The sequence below is a fragment of the Mesorhizobium sp. CA15 genome, assembly GCF_020165215.1.
Lineage (GTDB): Bacteria > Pseudomonadota > Alphaproteobacteria > Rhizobiales > Rhizobiaceae > Mesorhizobium.
In genome coordinates, this window is record NZ_JAIUHQ010000011.1 from 119,338 (window position 1) to 141,277 (window position 21,940).

The window sequence follows — 21,940 nt, forward strand, 5'->3', positions numbered from 1 at the left end:
GCAAATCGCCACGCGGCGAACATTACGGGACCAGACCGATGAGCAACGGACAGAACGAGCGGCGCGAAATGACGGGCGCCGAAATGGTGGTGCAGGCGCTGAAGGACAACGGCGTCAAGCATGTGTTCGGCTATCCGGGCGGCGCCGTGCTTCCGATCTACGACGAGATTTTCCAGCAGGACGAGGTCGAGCACATTCTGGTGCGGCACGAGCAGGGCGCCGGCCACGCGGCCGAAGGCTATGCCCGCTCGACCGGCAAGGCCGGCGTGCTTTTGGTGACGTCCGGTCCCGGGGCCACCAATGCGGTGACGCCGCTTCAGGACGCGCTGATGGATTCGATCCCACTGGTCTGCCTCACCGGCCAGGTGCCGACCTCGCTGATCGGCTCCGACGCCTTCCAGGAATGCGACACGGTTGGCATCACGCGACCCTGCACCAAGCACAACTGGCTGGTGAAGGACGTCAACGAGCTCGCCGCCACCATCCATGAGGCGTTCCATGTCGCGACGACCGGCCGACCCGGCCCGGTCGTGGTCGATATTCCGAAGGACGTGCAGTTCGCCAAGGGCACCTACGTGCCGCCGCAAACGGCGCCGCGCACCAGCTACCAGCCGAAGGTCCAGGGTGACCTGGAAAAGGTGAAGGCCGCGGTCGAGCTGATGGCCGGCGCGAAGAGGCCGATCATCTATTCGGGCGGCGGCGTCATCAATTCCGGTCCGGAAGCCAGCCATCTGCTGCGCGAGCTGGTCGATCTCACCGGTTTTCCGATCACCTCGACGCTGATGGGCCTCGGCGCCTATCCGGCATCCGGCAAGAACTGGGTCGGCATGCTCGGCATGCACGGTACCTACGAAGCCAATATGGCCATGCATGATTGCGACGTGATGGTCTGCATCGGCGCGCGCTTCGACGACCGCATCACCGGCCGGCTCAACGCCTTCTCGCCGAACTCGAAGAAGATCCACATCGATATCGACCCGTCGTCGATCAACAAAAACGTTCACACAGAGGTGCCGATCATCGGCGATGTCGGCAGGGTGCTCGAAGATATGGTGCGGCTGTGGCGGGCGACCGCCAAGGTCGACAAGAAGGCGCTCTATCCCTGGTGGGAGCAGATCGCGAAATGGCGAGCGCGGGATTCGCTCGCCTACAAGATGAACAACGACGTGATCATGCCGCAATACGCGATCCAGCGGCTCTACGAACTGACCAAAGATAAGGACACCTACATCACCACCGAGGTCGGCCAGCACCAGATGTGGGCGGCGCAGCACTATCATTTCGACAAGCCGAATCGCTGGATGACGTCGGGCGGCCTCGGCACGATGGGCTATGGCCTGCCGGCCGCGCTCGGCGTGCAGATCGCGCATCCCGACGCGCTGGTCATCGACATTGCCGGCGACGCTTCGGTGCAGATGACCATGCAGGAGATGAGCTCGGCGGTGCAATACGAGGCGCCGATCAAGATATTCATCCTCAACAACCAGTATATGGGCATGGTGCGCCAATGGCAGCAGCTGCTGCACGGCAACCGGCTGTCGCATTCCTACACCGAGGCGATGCCGGATTTCGTCAAGCTGGCGGAAGCCTATGGCGGCCACGGCATTCGCTGCGACAAGCCGGACGAGCTCGACGACGCGATCCGCGAGATGATCACGGTGAAGAAGCCGGTGCTGTTCGACTGCCGCGTGGCGACCTTGGCCAACTGCTTCCCGATGATCCCGTCGGGCAAGGCGCATAACGAGATGCTGCTGCCCGACGAGGCGACCGACGAGGCGGTGGCCAACGCCATCGACGCCAAGGGCAGGGAACTGGTTTAGAGCATGATGCCGAAAAGTGAGAAGCGGTTTTCGGGCAACATCATGCTCCATCCATAACACCAGCCATCAAGGCGGGGCTGTCGCGAGAAAGCCGTGCGCAAACAGAGAATTAGCTCAAAAGTTTGAAATCGAGATTCACCTTATGAACGCACAGCACCTTCAACCGACCGGCTCCGCCTATTTTATCGCCAAGGAAACCGAAAAGCCGGAAACGCACACGCTTTCAGTGCTGGTCGACAACGAGCCGGGCGTGCTTGCCCGCGTGATCGGCCTGTTTTCCGGTCGTGGCTACAACATCGAAAGCCTTACCGTTTCCGAGACCGAGCATGAGAAACATCTGTCGCGCATCACCATCGTGACGCGCGGCACGCCGCATGTGATGGAGCAGATCAAGCATCAGCTCGAGCGCATCGTGCCGGTGCACCGGGTGGTCGACCTGACCGTGCGCTCGCATGAGCTTGGGCAGGAGCGCCCGCTGGAACGCGAGCTCGCGTTGGTGAAGGTCGCCGGCACAGGCGACGCCCGGGTCGAGGCGCTGAGGCTCGCGGATGCTTTCCGCGCCTCGGTCATCGACGCCAACACCGAGCATTTCATCTTCGAGATCACCGGCAAGGGTTCCAAGCTCGATCAGTTCATCGCCATCATGAAGCCGCTCGGCCTGGTCGAGATCTGCCGCACCGGCGTCGCCGCGATGAATCGCGGTCCGCAGGGAATGTGAACAGGACGACCGTCCTGTTTCAAAACTTTGGCCCGGCGGTTGCCCGTTTCTGGCTTTTGCGCATTTGCTAAAAGGACAGTAAGGCTGACATATCCGGGAGGATAACATGTCGCTCGACGCATTCCTTGCCCTGTTGGTCTATGCCTTCGTGACTTCGATCACGCCGGGGCCGAACAACCTCATGCTGCTCGCTTCCGGCGTCAATTTCGGTATCGCCAGGACGGTTCCGCACATGCTGGGCATCAGCATCGGCTTCCTGGTCCTGTTGCTGGCCGTCGGCTTCGGGCTGGGCGCGGTGCTGACGGCGGTGCCGGCGCTGCATACGGCGCTGAAGATCGCCGGTGCCGCCTACCTGCTCTACCTCGCCTGGAAGATCGCCATGTCGCGCTCGATAAGCGACGGAAAAGGGGCGCAGGGCCGGCCGATGCGCTTCATCGACGCCGCCGCATTCCAGTGGGTCAATCCCAAGGCATGGGTGATGGCGATCACCGCGATGGCCGTCTACACCAATGCCGATCACCCGTTCGTCTCGGTGGCGCTCATCTCGATCGCCTTCACCATCGTCAACCTGCCCAGCGTTTCGGTATGGGCCGGCTTCGGCACGGCGCTGCGCGGCTTCCTGTCGGATCCGGTGCGGCTGAAATGGTTCAACATCGCCATGGGCGTGCTCTTGGCGGCGACGCTGTGGCCGATGCTCCGCTGAGGCATTTTACGCAGACGGGAGAATCCGCGGCGGCATATTAGCCGGCTGCTTAGCTATTGTGCAGTGCACATTAAATCTTCGTAATGCCCCGTTTTGGCCCTTTTCGGCCAAAGCCTTGTCCTATCTACTCCACGAAAATCGCGGCACGAGGTCGTGAAGCGAGCTAGAATGGACCACCGGGATCGGCGTGTCGGGTAGAAGGCTTATTTGTCGATGCGCGGAAAAATCGCCTTTGCAGTTGTTGCGGTCGCCGGTCTGGCGGGCGCCGGGCTCTATCTTTCGCCCACGACGTTGGCCGAGGTGAAGCAGCTGATTTCGGGCAAGCAGGCCAGCGTGGCCGCCACGGACAAGACGGCGAGCGGGGATAAAGCGGCCGGTGCCCCGGACAATGCGAAAAGCGACAATGCGAAAGGCAGCGGTCCGCGTTCGGCCTCGATCGTCTCCGCCACCGCGACGACAGCCGATTTTCCGATCCGCCGCTATGCCATCGGCTTCGTCTCGTCACCGGAGGTGGTCAATATCAATGCCCGTGTTTCCAGCCAGATCGTCTCGATCGCGGTCAAGGACGGGCAGATGGTCAAAGCCGGCGATCTGCTCATTTCGCTCGATGACCGCGCGCTGAAGGCGCAGCTCGCCAAGGATCAGGCGCAGCTCGCCAAGGACCAGGCGATGCTGGTAAGCGCCCAGGCCGATCTGCAGCGCGCCAAGGACCTCGTGGCCAAGCAGGCCGGCACGCAGCAGACCTACGATCAGGCGCTGGCGGCGCAGAAGGCCGCGGCCGCCACCATCGACGCCGACAAGGCGACCATCGATGCCGACACCGTGCAATTGAGCTATGCAACGATTACGGCGCCGATCTCGGGCCGGCTCGGCGCGGTCAACGTGTCGGTCGGCGATCTCGTCACCACCAGCAACGGCAACTCGAGCAGCTCGACGCCGCTGGTCACCATCACGCAGATGGATCCGCTGCAGGTGAACTTCACGCTGCCCGAGAGCAACCTTGCCCTGTTGCACAAGGCGCTCTCCGATCCACAGCAAGGCGACGTGGCGCTGACCAAGACCGGCGATCCCACGCCGATCGGCAAGGGCACACTCGATTTCGTCGATTCCAGCGTCGATACGGCCTCCGGCACCATCGCCACGCGGGCGAGCATACCGAATCCGGATCTTTCGCTGTGGCCTGGGCAGTATGTGAACGTCGTGCTCGAGGCCGGCATGATGCCGCAGATGACCTCCGTTCCGACGGTCGCGGTGCAGCCCAGCCAGAAGGGGCCGTTCGTCTATGTCGTCAAGCCGGACAACACCGTCGAGATGCGGCCGGTGCAGGTGGCGCTGACGGAAGGCCAAAACAGCGCCATCAGCGACGGGCTCAAGAGCGGCGAGAAGGTCGTCGTCGAAGGCCAGACACGGTTGAAAAACGGCGCGGCGGTGCATGAAGGCAAAGCCGCCGCGGGATCCGGTGAACAGGCATCGCCCAAGGTCGCGGAGGCCGACAAGGCCGGCGGGGCGAGCCAATGATCTCCGAATTCTGCATCCGCAAGCCTGTCGCCACCCTTCTGATGTCGTTCGCCCTCATTCTGGGCGGTATTTTTGCCTACAAGTTCCTGCCGGTGGCGGCGCTGCCCAGCGCCGAATTTCCGGTGGTCAACGTTTCGGCCAGCCTGCCTGGCGCGTCGCCGGAGACGATGGCGACATCGGTGGCGACGCCGCTGATCAAGCAATTCGCGACGATCGCCGGCATCGATTCGATCTCGACCACCAATTCGCTTGGCCAGACCTCGATCGCCATCCAGTTCGTGCTCAACCGCGACATCGATGCCGCGGCCGCGGATGTCCAGGCAGCGATCGCGCGAACGCAAAGATCGCTGCCGCCGGAAATGACCTCGCCGCCAAGCTATCGCAAGGTCAATCCGGCCGACGCGCCGATCCTCCTGATGTCGCTGGTCAGCGACACGGTCCCGCTGACCGACCTCGACGCCTTCGCGGAAAACGTCATGTCACCGTCGCTGTCGACCATCGACGGCGTGGCCCAGGTCTCGATCTTCGGCCAGCAGAAATACGCCGTGCGCATCCAGATCGATCCGACCGCGCTGGCCGCGCGCGGTATCTCGATCGATCAGCTGCAGGCCGCCATCACCTCGGCCAACAGCAACACTCCGCTCGGCGTGCTGCAGAACAACAAGCAGCAGCTGACGATTACCGCCAACACGCAGCTTACCGACGCCGCAGGCTTCTCCAACCTCATCATCGCCACCAAGAACGGCCGCCCGGTGCGGCTGGGCGACGTGACGCGCGTCGTCGATTCCGTGCAGACTACGACGACGGCGAGCTGGTATGACGGCACGCGCGCGATCATCATGGCCGTGCAGCGCCAGCCCGACGCCAATACCGTCGACGTTGTCGACAAGGTCAAGGCGATGCTGCCGTCCTTCCAGGACCAGATGCCGGGCGCCGCCCAGATCAAGCTGCTCAATGACCGCTCGACATCGATCCGCCAGGCCGTCGACGACGTCCAGTTCACGCTGCTCTTGACCATCGCGCTGGTGGTGCTGGTGATCTTTGTATTCCTGCGGCGGGTGACGGCGACGATCATCCCGGCGGTGGCGGTGCCGATCTCGCTGATCGCCACGCTTGGCGCTATGTTCCTGTTCGGCTTCTCGATCGACAATATCTCGCTGATGGGATTGACTTTGGCCGTCGGCCTTGTCGTCGACGACGCCATCGTCATGCTGGAAAACATCTTCCGCCATATGGAAGAGGACGGGCTGTCCGCCTTCGACGCTTCGTTGAAGGGGGCGCGCGAAATCGGCTTTACCATCATCTCGATCTCGATCTCGCTGGTGGCGGTGTTCATTCCGGTGCTTCTGATGGGCGGCGTCATCGGCCGCATCTTCAACGAATTCGCCGTCGTGGTGACCGTCGCCATCCTGGCCTCGATGTTCGTGTCACTGACGCTGACGCCGATGCTCTGCTCGCGTCTGTTGTCGGTGACCAAGGCCGATCGCGAAAAGCACGCCCCCGGTCATAAGCCGGACCTCATCACGCGCGGCTACGACCGGATTCTGGGCTTCTGCCTGCGAAACACTTTCCTGGTGTTCCTCGTCTTCATCGCGACCGCCGCGGCGTCGGTGTGGGTGATCCAGGTCTCCCCGAAGGGCTTCTTTCCGCAGGAGGATATCGGCCAGATATCGGTGACCACGATCGCGCGCCAGGACATCTCGTTCGACGCCATGGCGAAGCTGCAAGGGCAGGTGGCCAGCGTGTTTTCGAAGTCGCCCTATGTCGACCATGTGGCCTGGTCGGCGGGCAGCGGCAACAACGCGCTCAACCAGGGCCAGCTCTTCGTCCAGCTCAAGGGCAAGGATCAGCGGCCCAACATCGAGAAGGTGCTTTCGGATCTGAGACGCCAGCTGGCCGGCGTGGCGGGCATTGAGACTTACATGCAGCCCGTGCAGAACCTGCGGCTCGGCTCGCGGTCGTCGGCCAGCGCCTATCAGCTCGTGGTGCAGGGCCTGGATACCCGCCAGACCGACATCTGGGCGCAGAAGCTGAACGACGCGATGGCGGCGGACCATACGATGTTCACCGACGTCACCAGCGACCTGCAGAACAACGCGTTGCAGGCATCGCTTGTGATCGACCGTGACAAGGCCGCCCAGCTCGGCATCGACACCGACACGCTGCGCTCCGCGCTTTATGGCGGCTTCGGCACCGACCAGGTTTCGACGATCTTCGGTTCGGCCGACAGCTATGAGGTCATCACCGAGCTTGATCCCAAGATCGAATGGTCGCCCGAGCGGATGCTCGCCATCCAGATGCGGACGGCGAGCGGCAGCCTGGTGCCTCTCGGCGCCTTCGCCCATGTCGACCGCACGGCCGGCGCGCTGACGATCAATCAGCTCGGTCAGCTTCCGGCGGTGACGATCTCCTACAACCTGCCGCAAGGCGTATCGCTCGGCGACACGGTGACCCGCATCGACCAGCTCAAAGAACAGATCGGCATGCCGAAGGAGATCTCGACGAGCTTTGCCGGCACGGCCAAGACCTTCCAGGATTCGCTTGCCAATCAGGGGCTGCTGATCGGCGGCGCGGTCCTGACGATCTATATCGTGCTTGGCATGCTCTATGAGAGCTTCATCCACCCGCTCACCATCCTCACCGGCCTGCCGTCGGCGGTGCTGGGCGCTGTGGTGGCGCTGCGCTTCGCCGGCATGGATCTGTCGGTGATCGCGGTGATCGGCATCCTGATGCTGATCGGCATCGTGAAGAAGAACGGCATCATGATGGTCGACGTCGCGCTGGAGCTCAGGCGGCAGGGCATGTCGGCGAGGGACTCCATCCACAAAGCCTGCCTGATGCGCTTCCGGCCGATCATGATGACGACGCTTGCGGCGTTGATGGGCACGTTCCCGATCGCACTCGGCACCGGCGCCAGCGCCGAATTGCGCCAGCCGCTCGGCGTTGCCGTGGTCGGCGGCCTGCTCGCCTCGCAGGCGCTGACGCTGTTCGTCACGCCGGTGATCTACGTCTATTTCGAGAATTTCTCGGGCTGGCTGCTCAGCTTCTCGTCGAAGAAGAGCCGGCCGGCGCTGCATGTGGTGGAAAGCGGCGAGCAAGCCTCGCTGTTCGACGGCGAACCCGAGCCGCAGAAGACGGCAGCCGAGTAGATCGCTCCGACTGGCCCAAGCCGTGGCGCTTGCGGCCGGCCGCAGCCGATCCTAGTCTGTGACCATGTCCCATGATCATGACCACGACAACGAGCTCGATCCGTTCGCGGCGCGCGTGCGCGCGCTGGAGACGATCCTGACCCAAAAGGGCTTGATCGACCCTGCGGCCATCGACGTCATCGTTGACACCTATGAGACGAAGATCGGCCCGCGCAACGGCGCGCGGGTGGTGGCGAAGGCCTGGAACGATCCAGCCTATGCCGAATGGCTCAAGCGCGACGCGACCGCGGCAATCGCGTCGCTGGGCTACACCGGCCGGCAGGGCGAGCACATGCAGGCCGTGTTCAACACCGAGACGCACAACCTCGTCGTTTGCACGCTCTGCTCCTGCTATCCGTGGTCGGTGCTCGGCCTGCCGCCGGTCTGGTACAAGGCGCCGCCTTACCGCTCGCGGGCGGTCATCGATCCGCGCGGCGTGCTGGAGGAGTTCGGACTGATACTGCCGGCGGAGAAGAAAATCCGCGTCTGGGATTCGACGGCAGAGCTTCGCTACCTGGTGGTGCCGATGCGTCCCAAGGGGACCGAGGGCTGGAGCGAAGAGCAGCTCGCCGGACTGGTCAGCCGCGATGCGATGATCGGCACCGCGCTTGCCAAAGAGCCGGAAGGGGAACCCGCATGAACGGACCGCAGGATCTCGGCGGTCAAATGGGTTTCGGGCCGGTCGCGCCCGAGAAGGACGAGCCCTATTTCCACGCGGCCTGGGAGCGGCGGGCGCTGGGCGTGACGCTCACCGCCGGCGGCATGGGCGCCTGGAACATCGACGAAAGCCGGCATGCGCGGGAATCGCTGCATCCCGCCGACTATTACTCATCGAGCTACTATCAGATCTGGATCAAGGCGCTGGAAACGCTCCTGAAACGCCACGGCTTCGTCACCGAGCGCGACCTTGCCGCCGGCAAGGCAGTCGATCCCGCGGCGACGCCGAAGAGAGTGCTGAAGGCGGCGGATGTACCCGCAGTGCTCGCTAAGGGCGGGCCGTGCAACCGGCCGGTCGCCACGCCGGCGCGTTTTCAGCCGGGCGACCGGGTGCGCACAAAGAATTTCAACCCGACCGGCCATACGCGCCTGCCGCGTTATGCGCGCGGCAAGAACGGCAGGATCGAGGCGGTGCGCGACGGCTTCGTCTTCCCCGACAGCAATGCGCACGGCAAGGGCGAGAACCCGCAATGGGTCTACACCGTGGTGTTCGACGGGGCCGAGATCTGGGGCGAGGGCGCCGATCCGACGCTCAGCGTCTCGATCGACGCCTGGGAGAGTTATCTTGAGCCGGCATGAAGGTGCGTTGCCGGCTGGTTTCGACGAGCCGGTCTTTGCCGAGCCGTGGCAGGCCGAAGCCTTCGCACTGACCATTGCGCTGCACGGCAATGGCCTGTTCTCGTGGAGCGAATGGGCGGAGGCCTTATCCGCCGAGGTGAAACAGCCTGCCGCGGCGAGCGACGGGCACGATTACTACGAGCACTGGCTGACGGCGCTGGAGAAGCTTTTGTCCAGGAAGGATGTCGCCCGCAAGAGCGAGGTCGATGAACTCGCTGCCGCCTGGGAACGCGCCGCGCATGCCACGCCGCATGGCAAGCCTATCCTGCTGGAGAATGATCCAGGCGCAGGCCGATAGATCGTTTTGTTCTCTTTACGTTCCGATTGGCGACTGGTAGCCTGAGTTGTCGAGGCTAGCGCCCGCAGCCGACCACGGTCGATACAGCGGCCAATCTTGTCTTTCGTCAGCGAATCCGGTCTGTCGCATTGATGGAATTTTCTCCCCAGCAGGATGAGGCTCTGAAAGCGGTCGGGCGCTGGCTCAAGGAGGGCCGGCCGCAGGTCTTTCGGCTGTTCGGCTATGCCGGCACCGGCAAGACCACCCTGGCGCGCTATTTCGCCGAGCATGTCGACGGCCAGGTGCAGTTCGCCGCCTTCACCGGCAAGGCGGCGCAGGTGCTGCGCTCGAAGGGGGCGACCAACGCCCGCACCATCCATTCGCTGATCTACAGGCCGAAGGGCGAGGAATCGGTTGAGGACGAGGTGACCGGCAAGACATCGATGTCGCCGACCTTCTCGCTCAACCGGCAAAGCCCGATTTCGCGCGCCAAGCTTGTCGTCATCGACGAATGCTCGATGGTCGACGAGCAGCTCGGTCGCGACCTGCAGAGTTTCGGCACGCCGATCCTGGTGCTCGGCGACCCGGCGCAGCTGCCGCCGATCTCGGGCGGCGGCTTCTTCACCGAGCATGAGCCGGACGTTCTGTTGACCGAGATCCACCGCCAGGCGCGCGACAATCCGATCATCCGGCTGGCGCTCGACGTGCGCGAGGGCCGCGAATTCATGCATGGCGACTACGGTACGGCGCAGGTGATCGGCAGGGAAGCAGTCAACCAGGAGCTGGTGCTCAAGGCCGATCAGGTGCTGGTCGGCACCAACCGCACGCGCCGGCGCTACAATCAAAGGCTGCGCGAGTTGAAGGGGTTTATCGCCGACTTCCCGCAAGCCGGCGACAAGCTGGTCTGCCTGCGCAACGACCCGGCCAAGGGGCTGCTCAACGGTTCGCTGTGGAAGGTGATGACCTCGTCGCGCGAGACGGTGAAGCCCGGCATCAACCTTTTGGTCTCGCCGGAAGAGGACGACCCCGACCGCGGCGTCGCCAAGATCAAGCTGCTCAAGGCGGCATTCGAGGATCCGGATGCCGAGATCCCCTGGCAGCAGAAGAAGCGCTTCGACGATTTCGATTACGGCTATGCGCTGACCGTGCACAAGGCGCAGGGCTCGCAGTGGAACGACGTGGTGCTGTTCGACGAGAGCTGGGCGTTCAAGGAGACCAGGCAGCGCTGGCTCTACACCGCCATCACCCGGGCCGCCGAGCGGCTGACGGTGGTGCGCTAGGGTTGTTGGGCTTCAGGTGAGGCCGGCCTGCAAATGGCGGCTTCCTGCGCTTCCGGTGCTCACATACGTCAAGCACGCTCCGCTCCGGCCTTCGCCGGCCGAAGCTCTCATAAGCATCTCCGCTCTATGAAGGCTACGGCCGGCGTAGGCCGGTTCCCGGAAACCATCAGTTTGGTCGCTTCGCGCCCGTCTTCGACTCCGGCTCGGCCTGACCTGAATCTCAACAACCCTAGTCCGTTGGTCTTGCGCCAAGCCATTGCCAGGCGGCTTCCTCGTCGTCGACGCCAAAGCGCCTGAATTCGAAAGGCAGCGTCTTGGGGAAAAGGCCGGCGACGAGGGGGGCCCAACTCGGCTCGCCGATGGCCGCGCAGCGCACGACATGTTGCATCGCGTCGGCCACGCCCTGCTTGAGCGTGTCTTGCTTGATATTGGCCCAGTCGACGCTTTCCTCGTCGGTCAACCTGACCAGCACGTCGATCCTGGGATGCAGCGCGTAGGCGGCCTCCAGCAGGCCGAACAGGTTTTCCGCGTCGGCCGGCGAGACATCGCCGACGACGTCGATGGCGAAAAGCGCATCGCGATTGGTCTCGATGCGGCGGATCGCCGGCACGGCTTCGAGGAAATTCACTGGCAAATCCTTATCTTAGCCTCCATCTATCCCCTGGAACACGCGAAACCCTCTATCTGTTCCCGTCAAAGGCGCTATAGATGCGCGCCGATCCACTGGACCCCAGCTCATGCCCGCCAAGCTTTCGGTCAATCTCAACGCCGTCGCCATGCTGCGCAACCGTCGCGACCTGCCATGGCCGAGCGTGACCGGACTTGGCCGCATAGCGCTTGCCGCCGGCGCGCACGGGCTGACGGTCCATCCGCGCCCTGACGAGCGGCACACCAGGCATTCCGACCTGCCGGAGATCAGGGCGCTGATCGACGACGAGTTTCCGGGCGCGGAATTCAACATCGAGGGCTATCCGACCGAGGATTTCCTGGCGCTTGTTGAAAAGAACCAGCCCGAGCAAGTGACGCTGGTGCCGGACGACCCTGCGCAGGCGACTTCTGACCATGGCTGGAACTTCGTCGCCCAGGCGGCGTTCCTCACTCCGATCGTCAAGCGGTTGAAGAAGGGCGGGTTTCGCGTGTCTTTGTTTTCCGACGCGAATCCGGACGCGGTCAGTGCGGCTCGCGACACCGGCGCCGACCGCATCGAGCTCTATACCGGGCCATATGGAGGTTACCATTCTGATTCCGCAAAGGCGGCGAAAGAACTGGAAAGATTGGGAAAAACCGCTGATGCGGCGTTCGCGGCCGGGCTCGGTGTCAATGCCGGCCACGATCTGACCGTGAAGAACCTGCCGCCGCTGGCCAAACGCATTCCGGCATTAGCCGAAGTATCGATCGGACATGGGTTGACAGCGGATGCGCTGGAGTATGGCATGGCCGGCACTGTCGGGCGGTTCTTGAAGGCCTGCGGATGGTAGGGCGCCTTGCGTAACTCCGGCAGTTTCGATGCGTCCCGCGTGTTGCGGCGACCGCGAAGCGTGGCGAATCTGATGAAATGGGGTTCATGGTGCTAGCCAACGCCAGCGAGACGGAATCCCTCGAACGCTCGGGCCATGCCGAAACCGAGCGGCAGCACAGCACCAAGGTTCTCATGCTTGGCGCGCTGGGCGTCGTCTACGGCGATATCGGCACGAGCCCGATCTACGCCTTCCGCGAGGCGCTGCATGCCTCGTCAAGCTCGGTCGCCCGCCATGACGTGCTCGGCGTGCTGTCGCTGATCGTCTGGGCGCTCACCATCATCGTCACGATCAAATATGTCGCCTTCGTGCTCAGGGCCGACAACAAGGGCGAAGGCGGCACGCTGTCGCTGATGTCGCTGGCGCGCAGCGCCTACCCCCCGGGCTCGCGTTTCATCCTGGTTATCGGCCTTTGCGGCGCGGCATTGTTCTTCGGCGATTCGATCATCACGCCGGCGATCTCGGTGCTTTCGGCGGTTGAGGGCCTGAAAGTCGTCACCCCGGCGCTCGATGCCTATGTGGTCCCGATCACGCTGGTCATCCTGGCCGTGCTTTTCGCCGTGCAACGCTTTGGCACGGGCAAGGTGGCGGCGGTGTTCGGACCGGTGACGGCGACATGGTTCGTGGCCATCGGAGCGGCTGGCGTCTATCATATCGTCGACGACCCGTCCGTCTTCCTGGCGATCAATCCATATTACGCGATCTATTATCTCGCCACCACGCCGACAGGCGCCTTCGTCACCGTGGGCGCCGTGTTCCTGGCCGTCACCGGCGCCGAGGCGCTCTATGTCGACCTCGGCCATTTCGGCCGCAAGCCGATCGTGATGGCCTGGTTCGCAATCGTCTTCCCTTGCCTGCTCCTGAATTATTTCGGGCAGGGCGCCTTCGTGCTTTCGCATGGCGGCAAGCCCACCAACCCGTTCTTCCAGATGCTGCCCGAATGGGCGCTGATGCCTATGGTGGGCCTGGCGACCGCGGCCACCGTCATCGCCAGCCAGGCCGTCATTTCCGGCGCCTTCTCGCTGACACGGCAGGCCGTGCAGCTCAACCTTCTGCCCCGTATCGAAGTGCAGCATACTTCCGAGATGCAGAGCGGCCAGATCTATATGCCGAGGGTCAATCTCCTGGTGGCACTCGGCGTCATGCTTCTGGTCGTCGGTTTCGGCAGCTCGAGCGCGCTCGCCTCGGCCTATGGCATTTCGGTGACCGGCGAGATGCTGATGACGACGATCCTTTTGTTCGTCGTCATGCGCTGGCTCTGGAAATGGCAGGTTGCGGCCGCACTGGCGCTGGCATTGCTGTTCGGCGTCATCGATCTCGGCTTCTTCTCGGCCAACGTTGTCAAGATCGTCGAAGGGGGCTGGGTGTCGATCACTGTCGCCTGCCTCATGGGCCTGATCATGTGGACCTGGATCCGCGGAACCCGCTACCTTTTCGACAAGACGCGCCGCAACGAGATCCCGCTCGATTTCCTCGCGGCGAACCTGTTGAAGAAGAAGCCGCAGCTCGTCTCGGGCACCGCCGTGTTCCTGACCAGCGATCCGCTGAGCGCCCCCACGGCGCTGATGCACAGCCTCAAGCACTACAAGGTGCTGCACGAAAAGAACGTCATCCTGTCGGTGGTGACGGCGCCGCAGCCGGTCGTGCCGGACAGCGAGCGCGTGAAGCTGGAGACAGTCAACGAGCTGTTCATGCGGGTGACGCTGACTTTCGGCTACATGGAGCAGCCCAACATTCCACGCGCCTTGGCCATCTGCCGCAAGCAGGGCTGGAAGTTCGACATCATGACGACGTCGTTCTTCCTGTCGCGTCGCTCGCTTAAGGCCTCGCCCAATTCCGGCATGCCGGTCTGGCAGGACCGGCTGTTCATCGGCCTTGCGCGGACGGCAGCGGATGCGACAGAGTATTTCCAGATTCCCACCGGACGCGTGGTCGAGATCGGCACGCAGGTCGCTATCTGACGAGGCCGTTTCTATCGGATGACGATGCAGGCGCGCTCCGTGCACAGTGAAGCCGTGCGTCGGCGGCATGGGAGCCCTCACGCTAGGGCACTTGATATTGCACTGCAGCAAGCGTAGAGCACCGCGCGTTTTATCGGAGTGTGGTCCATGGCCCTTGCCAATGGTGCTGAGGCAGAACCCGTCGACCAATCGAGCCATCCAGAGATCGAACAGCACAGCGCCAAGGTGCTGATGCTGGGGGCGCTTGGCGTCGTCTATGGTGATATCGGCACGAGCCCGATCTACGCCTTCCGCGAGGCGCTGCACGCCTCGTCGGGCGGCGACGTGGCCAACCGCGCCGACATTCTCGGCGTGCTGTCGCTGATTATCTGGTCGCTCACCATCACGGTGACGGTGAAATACATCATGTTCGTGCTGCGCGCCGACAACCGCGGCGAGGGCGGCGTGCTGTCGCTGATGGCGCTGGCGCGCGGTACTTTTCCGACACGCTCGGCGATCGTGCTCGGCATCGGCATCGTCGGCGCGTCGCTGTTCTTCGGCGATGCCGTCATCACGCCCGCCATCTCGGTGCTGTCGGCGGTCGAGGGCATGAACGTCGTCACCCCCACCTTCCAGCCCTATGTGGTGCCGCTGACATTGCTCATTCTCGCAGCCGTGTTTGCGGTGCAGCGTTTCGGCACGGGCGGTGTGGGCCTGGTGTTCGGGCCGGTCACCGCCATATGGTTCCTTGCCATCGGCGTTTCCGGGCTGAAGCACATCATCTCGGACCCGGAAATCCTGTGGGCCATAAGCCCGCACTACATCGTGGCCTTCTTCATCAATTCGCCCGACGTGTCCTTCGTCACGGTCGGCGCCGTCTTCCTGGCCGTCACCGGCGCCGAGGCGCTCTATGCCGACCTCGGCCATTTCGGCCGCAAGCCGATCGTGCTGGCCTGGCTTGCGATCGTGTTTCCCTGCCTGCTTTTGAACTATGCCGGGCAGGGGGCCTATGTGCTTGCCAAGGGGGGCACGGTCGGCCACCCGTTTTTCGAGATGAATGAGGGCTGGGCGCTGATCCCCATGGTGGTCCTTGCGACCGCAGCGACCGTGATTGCCAGCCAGGCCGTCATCTCCGGCGCCTATTCGCTGACCAGACAGGCGGTGCAGCTCAACATGCTGCCGCGGCTTGAAATCCTGCATACGTCGGAGAAGCAGTCCGGCCAGGTTTATATGCCGCGCGTCAACATGCTCCTGGCGCTGGTGGTGATGCTGTTGGTGGTTGGCTTCGGCGAATCCAGTAGGCTCGCCTCGGCCTATGGCATTTCCGTCACAGGCAACATGCTGGTGACGACGACGCTGCTGTTCATCGTCATGACACGCATCTGGAAGTGGAATATCTGGCCGGCGATCGGCCTGACGGCGGTGTTCGCCCTGATCGACATAGGCTTCTTCGCCTCCAACATCGTCAAGGTGTTCGAGGGTGGCTGGGCCTCTCTCGCGGTCGCCTTCGCCATCATCCTGGGCATGTGGACCTGGGTGCGCGGCAGTCGCTACCTCTTCGACAAGACGCGGCGCAACGAGATCCCGCTCGATTTCCTGGCGGGAAACCTGTTGAAGAAGAAGCCGCAGCTGGTCTCGGGCACCGCCGTGTTCCTGACCAGCGATCCGCTGAGCGCGCCGACGGCGCTGATGCACAGTCTCAAGCACTACAAGGTGCTGCACGAAAAGAACGTCATCCTGTCGGTGGTGACGGCGCCGCAGCCTGTGGTGCCGGACAGCGAGCGCGTGAAGCTGGAGACAGTCAACGAGCTGTTCATGCGGGTGACGCTGACCTTCGGCTACATGGAGCAGCCCAACATTCCGCGCGCGCTGGCCATCTGCCGCAAGCAGGGCTGGAAGTTCGACATCATGACGACGTCCTTCTTCCTGTCGCGCCGTTCGCTGAAAGCCTCGCCCAATTCCGGCATGCCGATCTGGCAGGATCGGCTGTTCATCGGCCTGGCGAAGACGGCGTCGGACGCGACCGAGTATTTCCAGATTCCCACCGGACGCGTGGTGGAGATTGGCACGCAGGTCGTGATCTGAGAAACTGCGGCCGCGCCTGCTCGGCTGGACGCCGCATCTCAGAGAGGCGCGCTTGTCGCGACCGGTGAAAGCCCGATCTGGCTCGGATGCCCAAGAAATCGAAGTGAAGCGCGCCGGGAGGACGACCTCCCAGGCGCGCCAGACTTCAGCCGAGCAATGCGGCCTTGTTCGCTTCGAGGAACTGTTTCAGCGTCCGCGGCTTGCGGCCTGAGAGCTTCTCGACCGCATCGGTCACCTCGCCTATGCGGCCGGCGCGGGTGTTGGCATCGAAGGAGACGATGATACGGGCGAAATCCTCGGGAACGCCCGCCGCTTTCACCCCTTCGGTCAGCGCCTCGTCCGGCAACTGGATGACCTCCAGCGGCTTGCCGGTCACTTCGCTTACCAGCGCCGCGATTTCATTCGTGGTATAGGCCTGCGGGCCGGTCAGCGTGTAGATGTGGCTTTCCTTGGAGCCGGATGCGAGGCTGGCGGCGATGGCCGCCGCCATGTCGTCGCGCGCACCGTGAGCGATGCGGCCGTCGGCGGCCGAGCTGTACCACTTGCCCGACGAAATGGCGTGCGGCAGCGACATGAACAGGTTCTCCTGATACCAGCCGTTGCGGAAGATGGTGTAGGGGATGCCGCTCGCCTTGATCGCCTCTTCGGTGCCGTAATGGTCGCCAGCAAACAGCACCGGCGAGCCGGGCTCCGGATTGGGCATTGAGGTATAGAGCAGGTGCGAGACCTTGGCTGCCTTGGCGGCGGCCACCGCTGCCTGGTGCTGCTTCAGGCGCCGGTCGCTTTTCAGGTCGAGCTCGCCGGTCGAGATGACAAGCACCCGGTCGGCGCCCGTGAACGCTGCTTCCAGCGAAGCCTTATCGTCGAAGTCGGCAACTCTCACAGCGATGCCCCGCGCAGCCAGATCGGCGAGATTTTCCGGGTTGCGTGTGGTGGCGATGATATTGGCTGGCGCGACTTTCCGTTCGCCAAGCAGATGATTGATGACGGCGCGGCCAAGATGGCCGGAAGCACCGGTTACGAGAAGGGTTTCGGTCATCGGGTTATCCCTTGAAATGCCAATGGCGGGTCTGACTTGTGGTCTCAAAAAGAGACCAGCGCTAAAATAGGAATTGACCGCAGGCCGTAAAGAAGGCAGTTTTTCGGGAGGTAGGCACTGCCAGGGAACCACCCCGGCCGGCCTAAAGCGCGTCGCGATCTTTCAGATTCGCTCCATGCGCTTTAGGTTTGATTTTACGCATGTCTTTATCCCGAGACCGGTTCCCACTTTCGGGAGATGCTTTAGTTTCGATCAGCGGATGTCGTGATGGACAGCAAGATCTTCAATCTGAAAGCCAAGCTCGAGGTCTACAAGGCCATGACGAACGGCGCCAATTTCGCCGATTGTCCGGTCCGCGACGTGATCCAGGGCATCAGCGGCAAATGGAGCTCGCTGCTGGTGATGGCACTGGCCGAGAAGCCCTATCGCTTTGGCGAGCTGCGCCGGCTGGTTCCCGACATCTCGCAGCGCATGCTGACGCAGACGCTCCATGATCTGCAGCGGGACGGCTACGTGCACCGCGAGGTGTTCCCGACCAAGCCGCCGAGCGTCGAATACAGCCTGACCGATCTTGGACGTTCGATGTTCCTGCCTCTGCAACAGCTCGTTCAATGGGCCGAACTCAATCATGACGCGGTGCGCGATGCGCGCGCCGCCTTCGACACCGCCCAGGGCTGATCTCTCGACACAAGCGTCAAAGCGCCCGATTGATCCGGCGCGTTCCAAGCGGGATTGTCCCCGCAGGGTCGGGTTGGGGGACGATGGGCAAGTCTTACGAGATCGCGATTGCCGGCGCTGGTCCGGCCGGGCTGGCGGCAGCGCTTTACCTCAAGCGGGCCGGACACAAGGTCACCATTTTCGAGCGTTTCGACGCGCCGAGGCCTGTCGGCTCAGGCCTCATCCTGCAGCCGACCGGGCTGACCGTGCTCGCCGATCTCAGCCTGCTCGATGAGATCCTTTCACTTGGCAGCCGCATCGAGCGGCTGCACGGCACTGACGCCGGCAGCGGGCGCACGGTGCTCGAAGTCCGCTATGACGCGCGGCGCGGCCGCCGCTTCGGCCTCGCCGTGCATCGGGCGGCGCTGTTCGGCGTGCTCTACCGTGCCGCCTTGCGCGAAGCGATTGCCATCGAAACCGATGTCGAGGTCGAAACGCTGGAAGTCGGCGAGCGCGCGACGCTGGTCTGCGGCAACGGCAGGCGGCTGGGACCGTTCGACCTCATTGTCGATGCCAGCGGCGCGCGCTCGAAACTGTGGTCATATCTCGGCGATAACGCCATGCCACGGCCGCTCGCCTATGGCGCATTCTGGGCGTCGCTTGGCTGGCGGGACGGCTTTGACAGAAGCGCGCTGCTGCAGCGCTATGACAAGGCGAGCGTCATGGTCGGCGTGCTGCCGATCGGCCGGCCGGAGCCCGGCGCGCAAGAGATGGCGGCCTTCTTCTGGAGCCTCAAGCCGGCCGATGCCGAACAGATAAAGGCGAAGGGACTCGATGCCTGGAAAGCGAGGGTGGTCTCTGTGTGGCCAGAGTGCGAGGCTTTCACTAGCCAGATCGACAGTTTCGAGCAGCTCTCGCTCGCCCGCTATGGCCACCATACGATGACATTGCCGGCCGGCCGGCGGCTCGCCGTCATCGGCGATGCCGCGCATTCGACCAGCCCGCAGCTCGGGCAAGGCGCGAACATGGCGCTGCTTGACGCCGCGGCGCTCAGCCATACGCTGGCGCACGCGAACGGCATAGATGAAGCGCTGGCGACCTATGTAAGTGCGCGCCGTTGGCATGTGCGCGTCTTCCAGGCGCTATCGCTGTCGCTGACGCCGTTCTACCAATCGGACTCCGCGGCCTTGCCCTTTGTCCGCGACCGTGTGGTCGCGGCGCTGGCGAGAGTTCCGCCAGGGCCGCAATTCCTTGCCGCGATGGTCGCCGGAACCGTGATTGACCCGTTCAGGCGGATTGGGCTTGCGGAGTTGCAATGGGCGGACATCAAACGATAGCGCCTGCTTTTAGTTTGTTTGCAATGGATCGCCGCTCGGCGGCCGAAGAATGGTCGGCGGTGGCGAATTCCAGAACAGGACCGAGCGCGGAGGGAAGATTTCGGCGCCGCCTTGTTGCGCCAATGTGAGGATCGAGCTGACGATCTGATAAGGTGGTACGCTCAGGAAGTTGCATTGTATGTGGGCTTCATCTCTTCGCCTGCGTAGCATCGGATATCCAACTCGAACGGACTTCGGAAAAAGTCCCCTGTGACGAACTTGCAGCGTCACTCCCCAGTAGCCGGCCCTTGTCATTACCGGGCGCACGCTGAGGATATCCGCCCACTTCACGGACAAGCCCGACCGGTTGTCGACTAGCCGGTCCAATCTAACGATCAAAACTGGCTTGATACGGCAAGCGTCCCGGAAGGCCAAAAGTGCACACATCAAGAAGAACGGTGCCCACCAGAGTCCAAAAAGCTGAAGGGCAATCATCATTGCCTTTTGGACGAGGGAGTGCTGGTTCTCAGGGGCGCCTGCGAAAAATGTTGCAGCTGTTGCCAGCATCGCGAACGAGCAAAAAAGCCAGAAGACTCCGACGAAAAAATTCTTTGCGCGACTGCAGCTTGCCTCGATCGGAAGCTGGACGGTGATCGGCGGAACAATAGATTTCCGGAGCGTCGGTATTCCAGGAATGAGAAGGTGATTTCTTGTCTCGGCGGGCGTTTCCACGGATTCGGCTCCATGCAGACTCCGCAATCTGTAGAACAACGCAGATGAAAGCTTCGATCGCATTTTCCGTCAAATTGGTTTTTATCATCTCGGACAACACTATCGTTCCTGCGATGGGCGACCCGTTCAGGCGGATCGGGCTTGCGGAGTTGCAATGGCCTGCAGCCGGATGATCTCGGACAGGTAAGATCCCTTTGCCCGCAGGAAGGCGTGCAGCCGCCACGGATAGTCCGGGCTGACGGCTTCCTTCACCGATTTCCGTTCGCTCAACGCCTCGCGCCAGGCTTGGACGAGCGGCTTGCCGTCCAGAAGGCCGAAGTCGCCGATGCGGTCGAACGTGTCGAAATAGCGGAAGACCGGTCCGTAGACAGCGTCGACCAGCGAGAAACGATCTCCGGCGAACCACGGACCGCTTTGCCTTGCCGCAAGTTCTGCCTCCACACGCGCGAACATCCCGGACAAGCCTCCGCTTTCATGGAGAAAAGCGGCTTCATCGGCAGCGGAATAGAAACGGCCGATGGCATTGAGGATCGCCGAGCCGAATTCGATCCAGGCGCGATGCCTGGCCCGCAGCAGCGGATCGGCAGGGTGCAAGGGATTGGCCTCCGTCTCCTCGAGAAATTCGAGGATAACGGCGGATTCGAAAATGACTTCCTGCGCGTCGCCATGCCGGACGCGCAGCAGCGGCACCTTGCCGAGCGGCGAGACCGCCTTGAACCAGTCGGGCTTGTTGGCAAGGTCGACATCGACCCGTTCGAACGGCACGCCTTTCTCGGCAAGCGAGATCGCGGCGCGCTGGACGTAGGGGCAGAGGTGATGGCTGACGAGGGTGAGCCTGGCGGTCATCTCATTCCCCCCAGACATAGTTCAGCGCGCCGTCTTCCACGCGGGTCGACAGGAACATCAGGCGGGAGCCCTTCGGCGCCGGGCCTTCCAGGCGCTCGCCGCTTGCCAGGTCGAATTTCGCGCCATGCCATTGGCAGACAAGTGAGCCGTCCTTGCATTCCAGCGGCCCGCCGAAATGCAGGCAGACATTGGCCGCGGCGCGGATGCGCTCGCCGCTGCGCCAGACATGTATCTCGCGGCCGAAGAACGGCGCGATCAGGCTGCCGGTTTGCGGGATATCGGCGATCTTGCAGATTTCATGTTTCATCGGAGAACTCCTTGTCGATGCAATTGCATCTATATGGATGCATTTGCATCGATCGTCAAGCTTGATGCAATTGCATCTATCCGCTAGGCTGCGCCGATGACGAAGAAATCCCCATCGCCCGAAGCCGTCACCGCCTGGGCGCGCCTCATGCGCGTCGCGCGCCAACTGGTGGAAAAGACCGAGGACGCGCTGAAGGCCGGCGGGCTGCCGCCGCTAGGCTGGTATGACGTGCTGCACGAGCTGGCGGAAGCGGGCGAGGGAGGGCTGCGGCCGTTCGAGCTGATCGATCGCGTTCTGTTGGCACAATACGGCGTTTCAAGGCTGCTGGCCCGGCTGGAAGCGAATGGCCTGGTCGAAAAGCTGCCGGTCTCCGATGACGGCCGGGGCCAGACCGTGCGCATCACGCCAAGCGGTCGGGACATGCGCCGCCGCATCTGGGCTGTCTATGGCGCTTCGATCGCCGACCAAATGGGCGACAGGCTTTCAGCCCAGGATCTGAAGACATTGGCTAGCCTTCTCGGACGGCTGCGTGATCCGCCGATAAGCGATTAGCAGGCGAGCCCTTCGCTGTTCTGCCGGATCGTTTTTCGCCGCGGCCCCTTGCGTTGGAAGACGGAATGCGCAATAAGCCGAACCGTAACGTACGGTACGCACCCGAGCGA

20 protein-coding genes are annotated in these 21,940 nt (G+C 63.1%); 15 read left to right on the forward strand and 5 right to left on the reverse strand.

What is annotated here, in order from left to right; genetic code table 11:
• The first annotated feature begins 38 nt into the window (after positions 1 to 38).
• The 9 genes from LB515_RS18565 to LB515_RS18605 all read left to right on the forward strand — a co-directional run bounded on the left by LB515_RS18565 (position 39) and on the right by LB515_RS18605 (position 10,839).
• Entirely contained in the window at positions 39 to 1,820 is a 1,782-nt protein-coding gene (locus LB515_RS18565; RefSeq protein ID WP_224636047.1) for an acetolactate synthase 3 large subunit, read from the forward strand.
• Between the two features lie 142 nt (positions 1,821 to 1,962).
• The gene (ilvN, locus tag LB515_RS18570; RefSeq protein WP_027169049.1) at positions 1,963 to 2,538 is read left to right on the forward strand and encodes an acetolactate synthase small subunit; all 576 of its coding nucleotides are present in this window, start codon (positions 1,963 to 1,965) and stop codon (positions 2,536 to 2,538) included.
• A gap of 106 nt (positions 2,539 to 2,644) precedes the next feature.
• Positions 2,645 to 3,241 carry a LysE family translocator gene (locus LB515_RS18575; RefSeq protein WP_224545426.1) on the forward strand — a complete coding sequence of 199 codons (597 nt, stop codon included), beginning with the start codon at positions 2,645 to 2,647 and terminating at the stop codon, positions 3,239 to 3,241.
• 213 nt (positions 3,242 to 3,454) lie between these two features.
• Positions 3,455 to 4,759 (forward strand): efflux RND transporter periplasmic adaptor subunit, encoded by a 1,305-nt coding sequence (locus LB515_RS18580; RefSeq protein ID WP_224708568.1) that lies wholly within the window; start codon positions 3,455 to 3,457, stop codon positions 4,757 to 4,759.
• Positions 4,756 to 7,908: an efflux RND transporter permease subunit gene (locus LB515_RS18585; protein ID WP_224708569.1), complete on the forward strand. Its 3,153-nt coding sequence runs from the start codon at positions 4,756 to 4,758 to the stop codon at positions 7,906 to 7,908. The genes LB515_RS18580 and LB515_RS18585 overlap by 4 nt, the downstream gene beginning before the upstream one ends.
• A 64-nt stretch (positions 7,909 to 7,972) precedes the next feature.
• Positions 7,973 to 8,587, forward strand: coding sequence for a nitrile hydratase subunit alpha (gene nthA, locus LB515_RS18590; protein WP_224708570.1), 615 nt, complete (start codon positions 7,973 to 7,975; stop codon positions 8,585 to 8,587).
• The gene (gene nthB / locus LB515_RS18595) at positions 8,584 to 9,243 is read left to right on the forward strand and encodes a nitrile hydratase subunit beta (RefSeq protein ID WP_224708571.1); all 660 of its coding nucleotides are present in this window, start codon (positions 8,584 to 8,586) and stop codon (positions 9,241 to 9,243) included. The genes nthA and nthB overlap by 4 nt, the downstream gene beginning before the upstream one ends.
• Entirely contained in the window at positions 9,230 to 9,580 is a 351-nt protein-coding gene (locus tag LB515_RS18600) for a nitrile hydratase accessory protein (protein WP_224708572.1), read from the forward strand. Before nthB ends, LB515_RS18600 begins: the two co-directional genes overlap by 14 nt.
• A gap of 131 nt (positions 9,581 to 9,711) precedes the next feature.
• Positions 9,712 to 10,839, forward strand: a complete 1,128-nt coding sequence (locus LB515_RS18605; RefSeq protein ID WP_224626105.1) for an ATP-dependent RecD-like DNA helicase — start codon at positions 9,712 to 9,714, stop codon at positions 10,837 to 10,839.
• Between the two features lie 229 nt (positions 10,840 to 11,068).
• Here the strand turns inward: LB515_RS18605 and LB515_RS18610 are convergent, their stop codons facing one another.
• Positions 11,069 to 11,467: an STAS/SEC14 domain-containing protein gene (locus tag LB515_RS18610; RefSeq protein ID WP_140626916.1), complete on the reverse strand. Its 399-nt coding sequence runs from the start codon at positions 11,465 to 11,467 to the stop codon at positions 11,069 to 11,071.
• A gap of 109 nt (positions 11,468 to 11,576) precedes the next feature.
• Between LB515_RS18610 and LB515_RS18615 the strand changes: the two genes are divergently transcribed.
• From LB515_RS18615 to LB515_RS18625, 3 genes are all read left to right on the forward strand, one after another.
• Positions 11,577 to 12,317, forward strand: a complete 741-nt coding sequence (locus LB515_RS18615; protein ID WP_224708573.1) for a pyridoxine 5'-phosphate synthase — start codon at positions 11,577 to 11,579, stop codon at positions 12,315 to 12,317.
• An 86-nt stretch (positions 12,318 to 12,403) separates the two neighbouring features.
• On the forward strand, positions 12,404 to 14,317 hold the full coding sequence (locus LB515_RS18620; RefSeq protein WP_095765532.1) for a potassium transporter Kup: 1,914 nt from the start codon (positions 12,404 to 12,406) through the stop codon (positions 14,315 to 14,317).
• 147 nt (positions 14,318 to 14,464) lie between these two features.
• The gene (locus LB515_RS18625; RefSeq protein ID WP_224708574.1) at positions 14,465 to 16,381 is read left to right on the forward strand and encodes a potassium transporter Kup; all 1,917 of its coding nucleotides are present in this window, start codon (positions 14,465 to 14,467) and stop codon (positions 16,379 to 16,381) included.
• A 145-nt stretch (positions 16,382 to 16,526) separates the two neighbouring features.
• Here LB515_RS18625 and LB515_RS18630 read toward each other — a convergent pair whose 3' ends face one another.
• Complete coding sequence (locus LB515_RS18630) at positions 16,527 to 17,420, reverse strand: SDR family oxidoreductase (RefSeq protein WP_224708575.1); 894 nt, start codon at positions 17,418 to 17,420, stop codon at positions 16,527 to 16,529.
• A gap of 267 nt (positions 17,421 to 17,687) precedes the next feature.
• Between LB515_RS18630 and LB515_RS18635 the strand changes: the two genes are divergently transcribed.
• Both LB515_RS18635 and LB515_RS18640 read left to right on the forward strand, forming a co-directional pair.
• On the forward strand, positions 17,688 to 18,098 hold the full coding sequence (locus LB515_RS18635) for a winged helix-turn-helix transcriptional regulator (RefSeq protein ID WP_095764800.1): 411 nt from the start codon (positions 17,688 to 17,690) through the stop codon (positions 18,096 to 18,098).
• 83 nt (positions 18,099 to 18,181) lie between these two features.
• A complete protein-coding gene (locus tag LB515_RS18640; protein WP_224708576.1) occupies positions 18,182 to 19,414 on the forward strand; it encodes an FAD-dependent oxidoreductase in 1,233 nt (410 codons plus the stop codon).
• A 9-nt stretch (positions 19,415 to 19,423) separates the two neighbouring features.
• Here the strand turns inward: LB515_RS18640 and LB515_RS18645 are convergent, their stop codons facing one another.
• The 3 genes from LB515_RS18645 to LB515_RS18655 form a co-directional block, all read right to left on the reverse strand.
• Positions 19,424 to 20,125: a hypothetical protein gene (locus LB515_RS18645; RefSeq protein ID WP_224708577.1), complete on the reverse strand. Its 702-nt coding sequence runs from the start codon at positions 20,123 to 20,125 to the stop codon at positions 19,424 to 19,426.
• A gap of 126 nt (positions 20,126 to 20,251) precedes the next feature.
• Positions 20,252 to 20,971 (reverse strand): glutathione S-transferase family protein, encoded by a 720-nt coding sequence (locus LB515_RS18650; RefSeq protein ID WP_224708578.1) that lies wholly within the window; start codon positions 20,969 to 20,971, stop codon positions 20,252 to 20,254.
• A 1-nt stretch (position 20,972) separates the two neighbouring features.
• A complete protein-coding gene (locus LB515_RS18655) occupies positions 20,973 to 21,278 on the reverse strand; it encodes a Rieske (2Fe-2S) protein (RefSeq protein ID WP_224708579.1) in 306 nt (101 codons plus the stop codon).
• A gap of 96 nt (positions 21,279 to 21,374) precedes the next feature.
• On the opposite strand from LB515_RS18655, the gene LB515_RS18660 reads away from it, so the two are divergent.
• A complete protein-coding gene (locus LB515_RS18660) occupies positions 21,375 to 21,830 on the forward strand; it encodes a MarR family winged helix-turn-helix transcriptional regulator (RefSeq protein WP_224708580.1) in 456 nt (151 codons plus the stop codon).
• Positions 21,831 to 21,940: the final 110 nt, after the last annotated feature.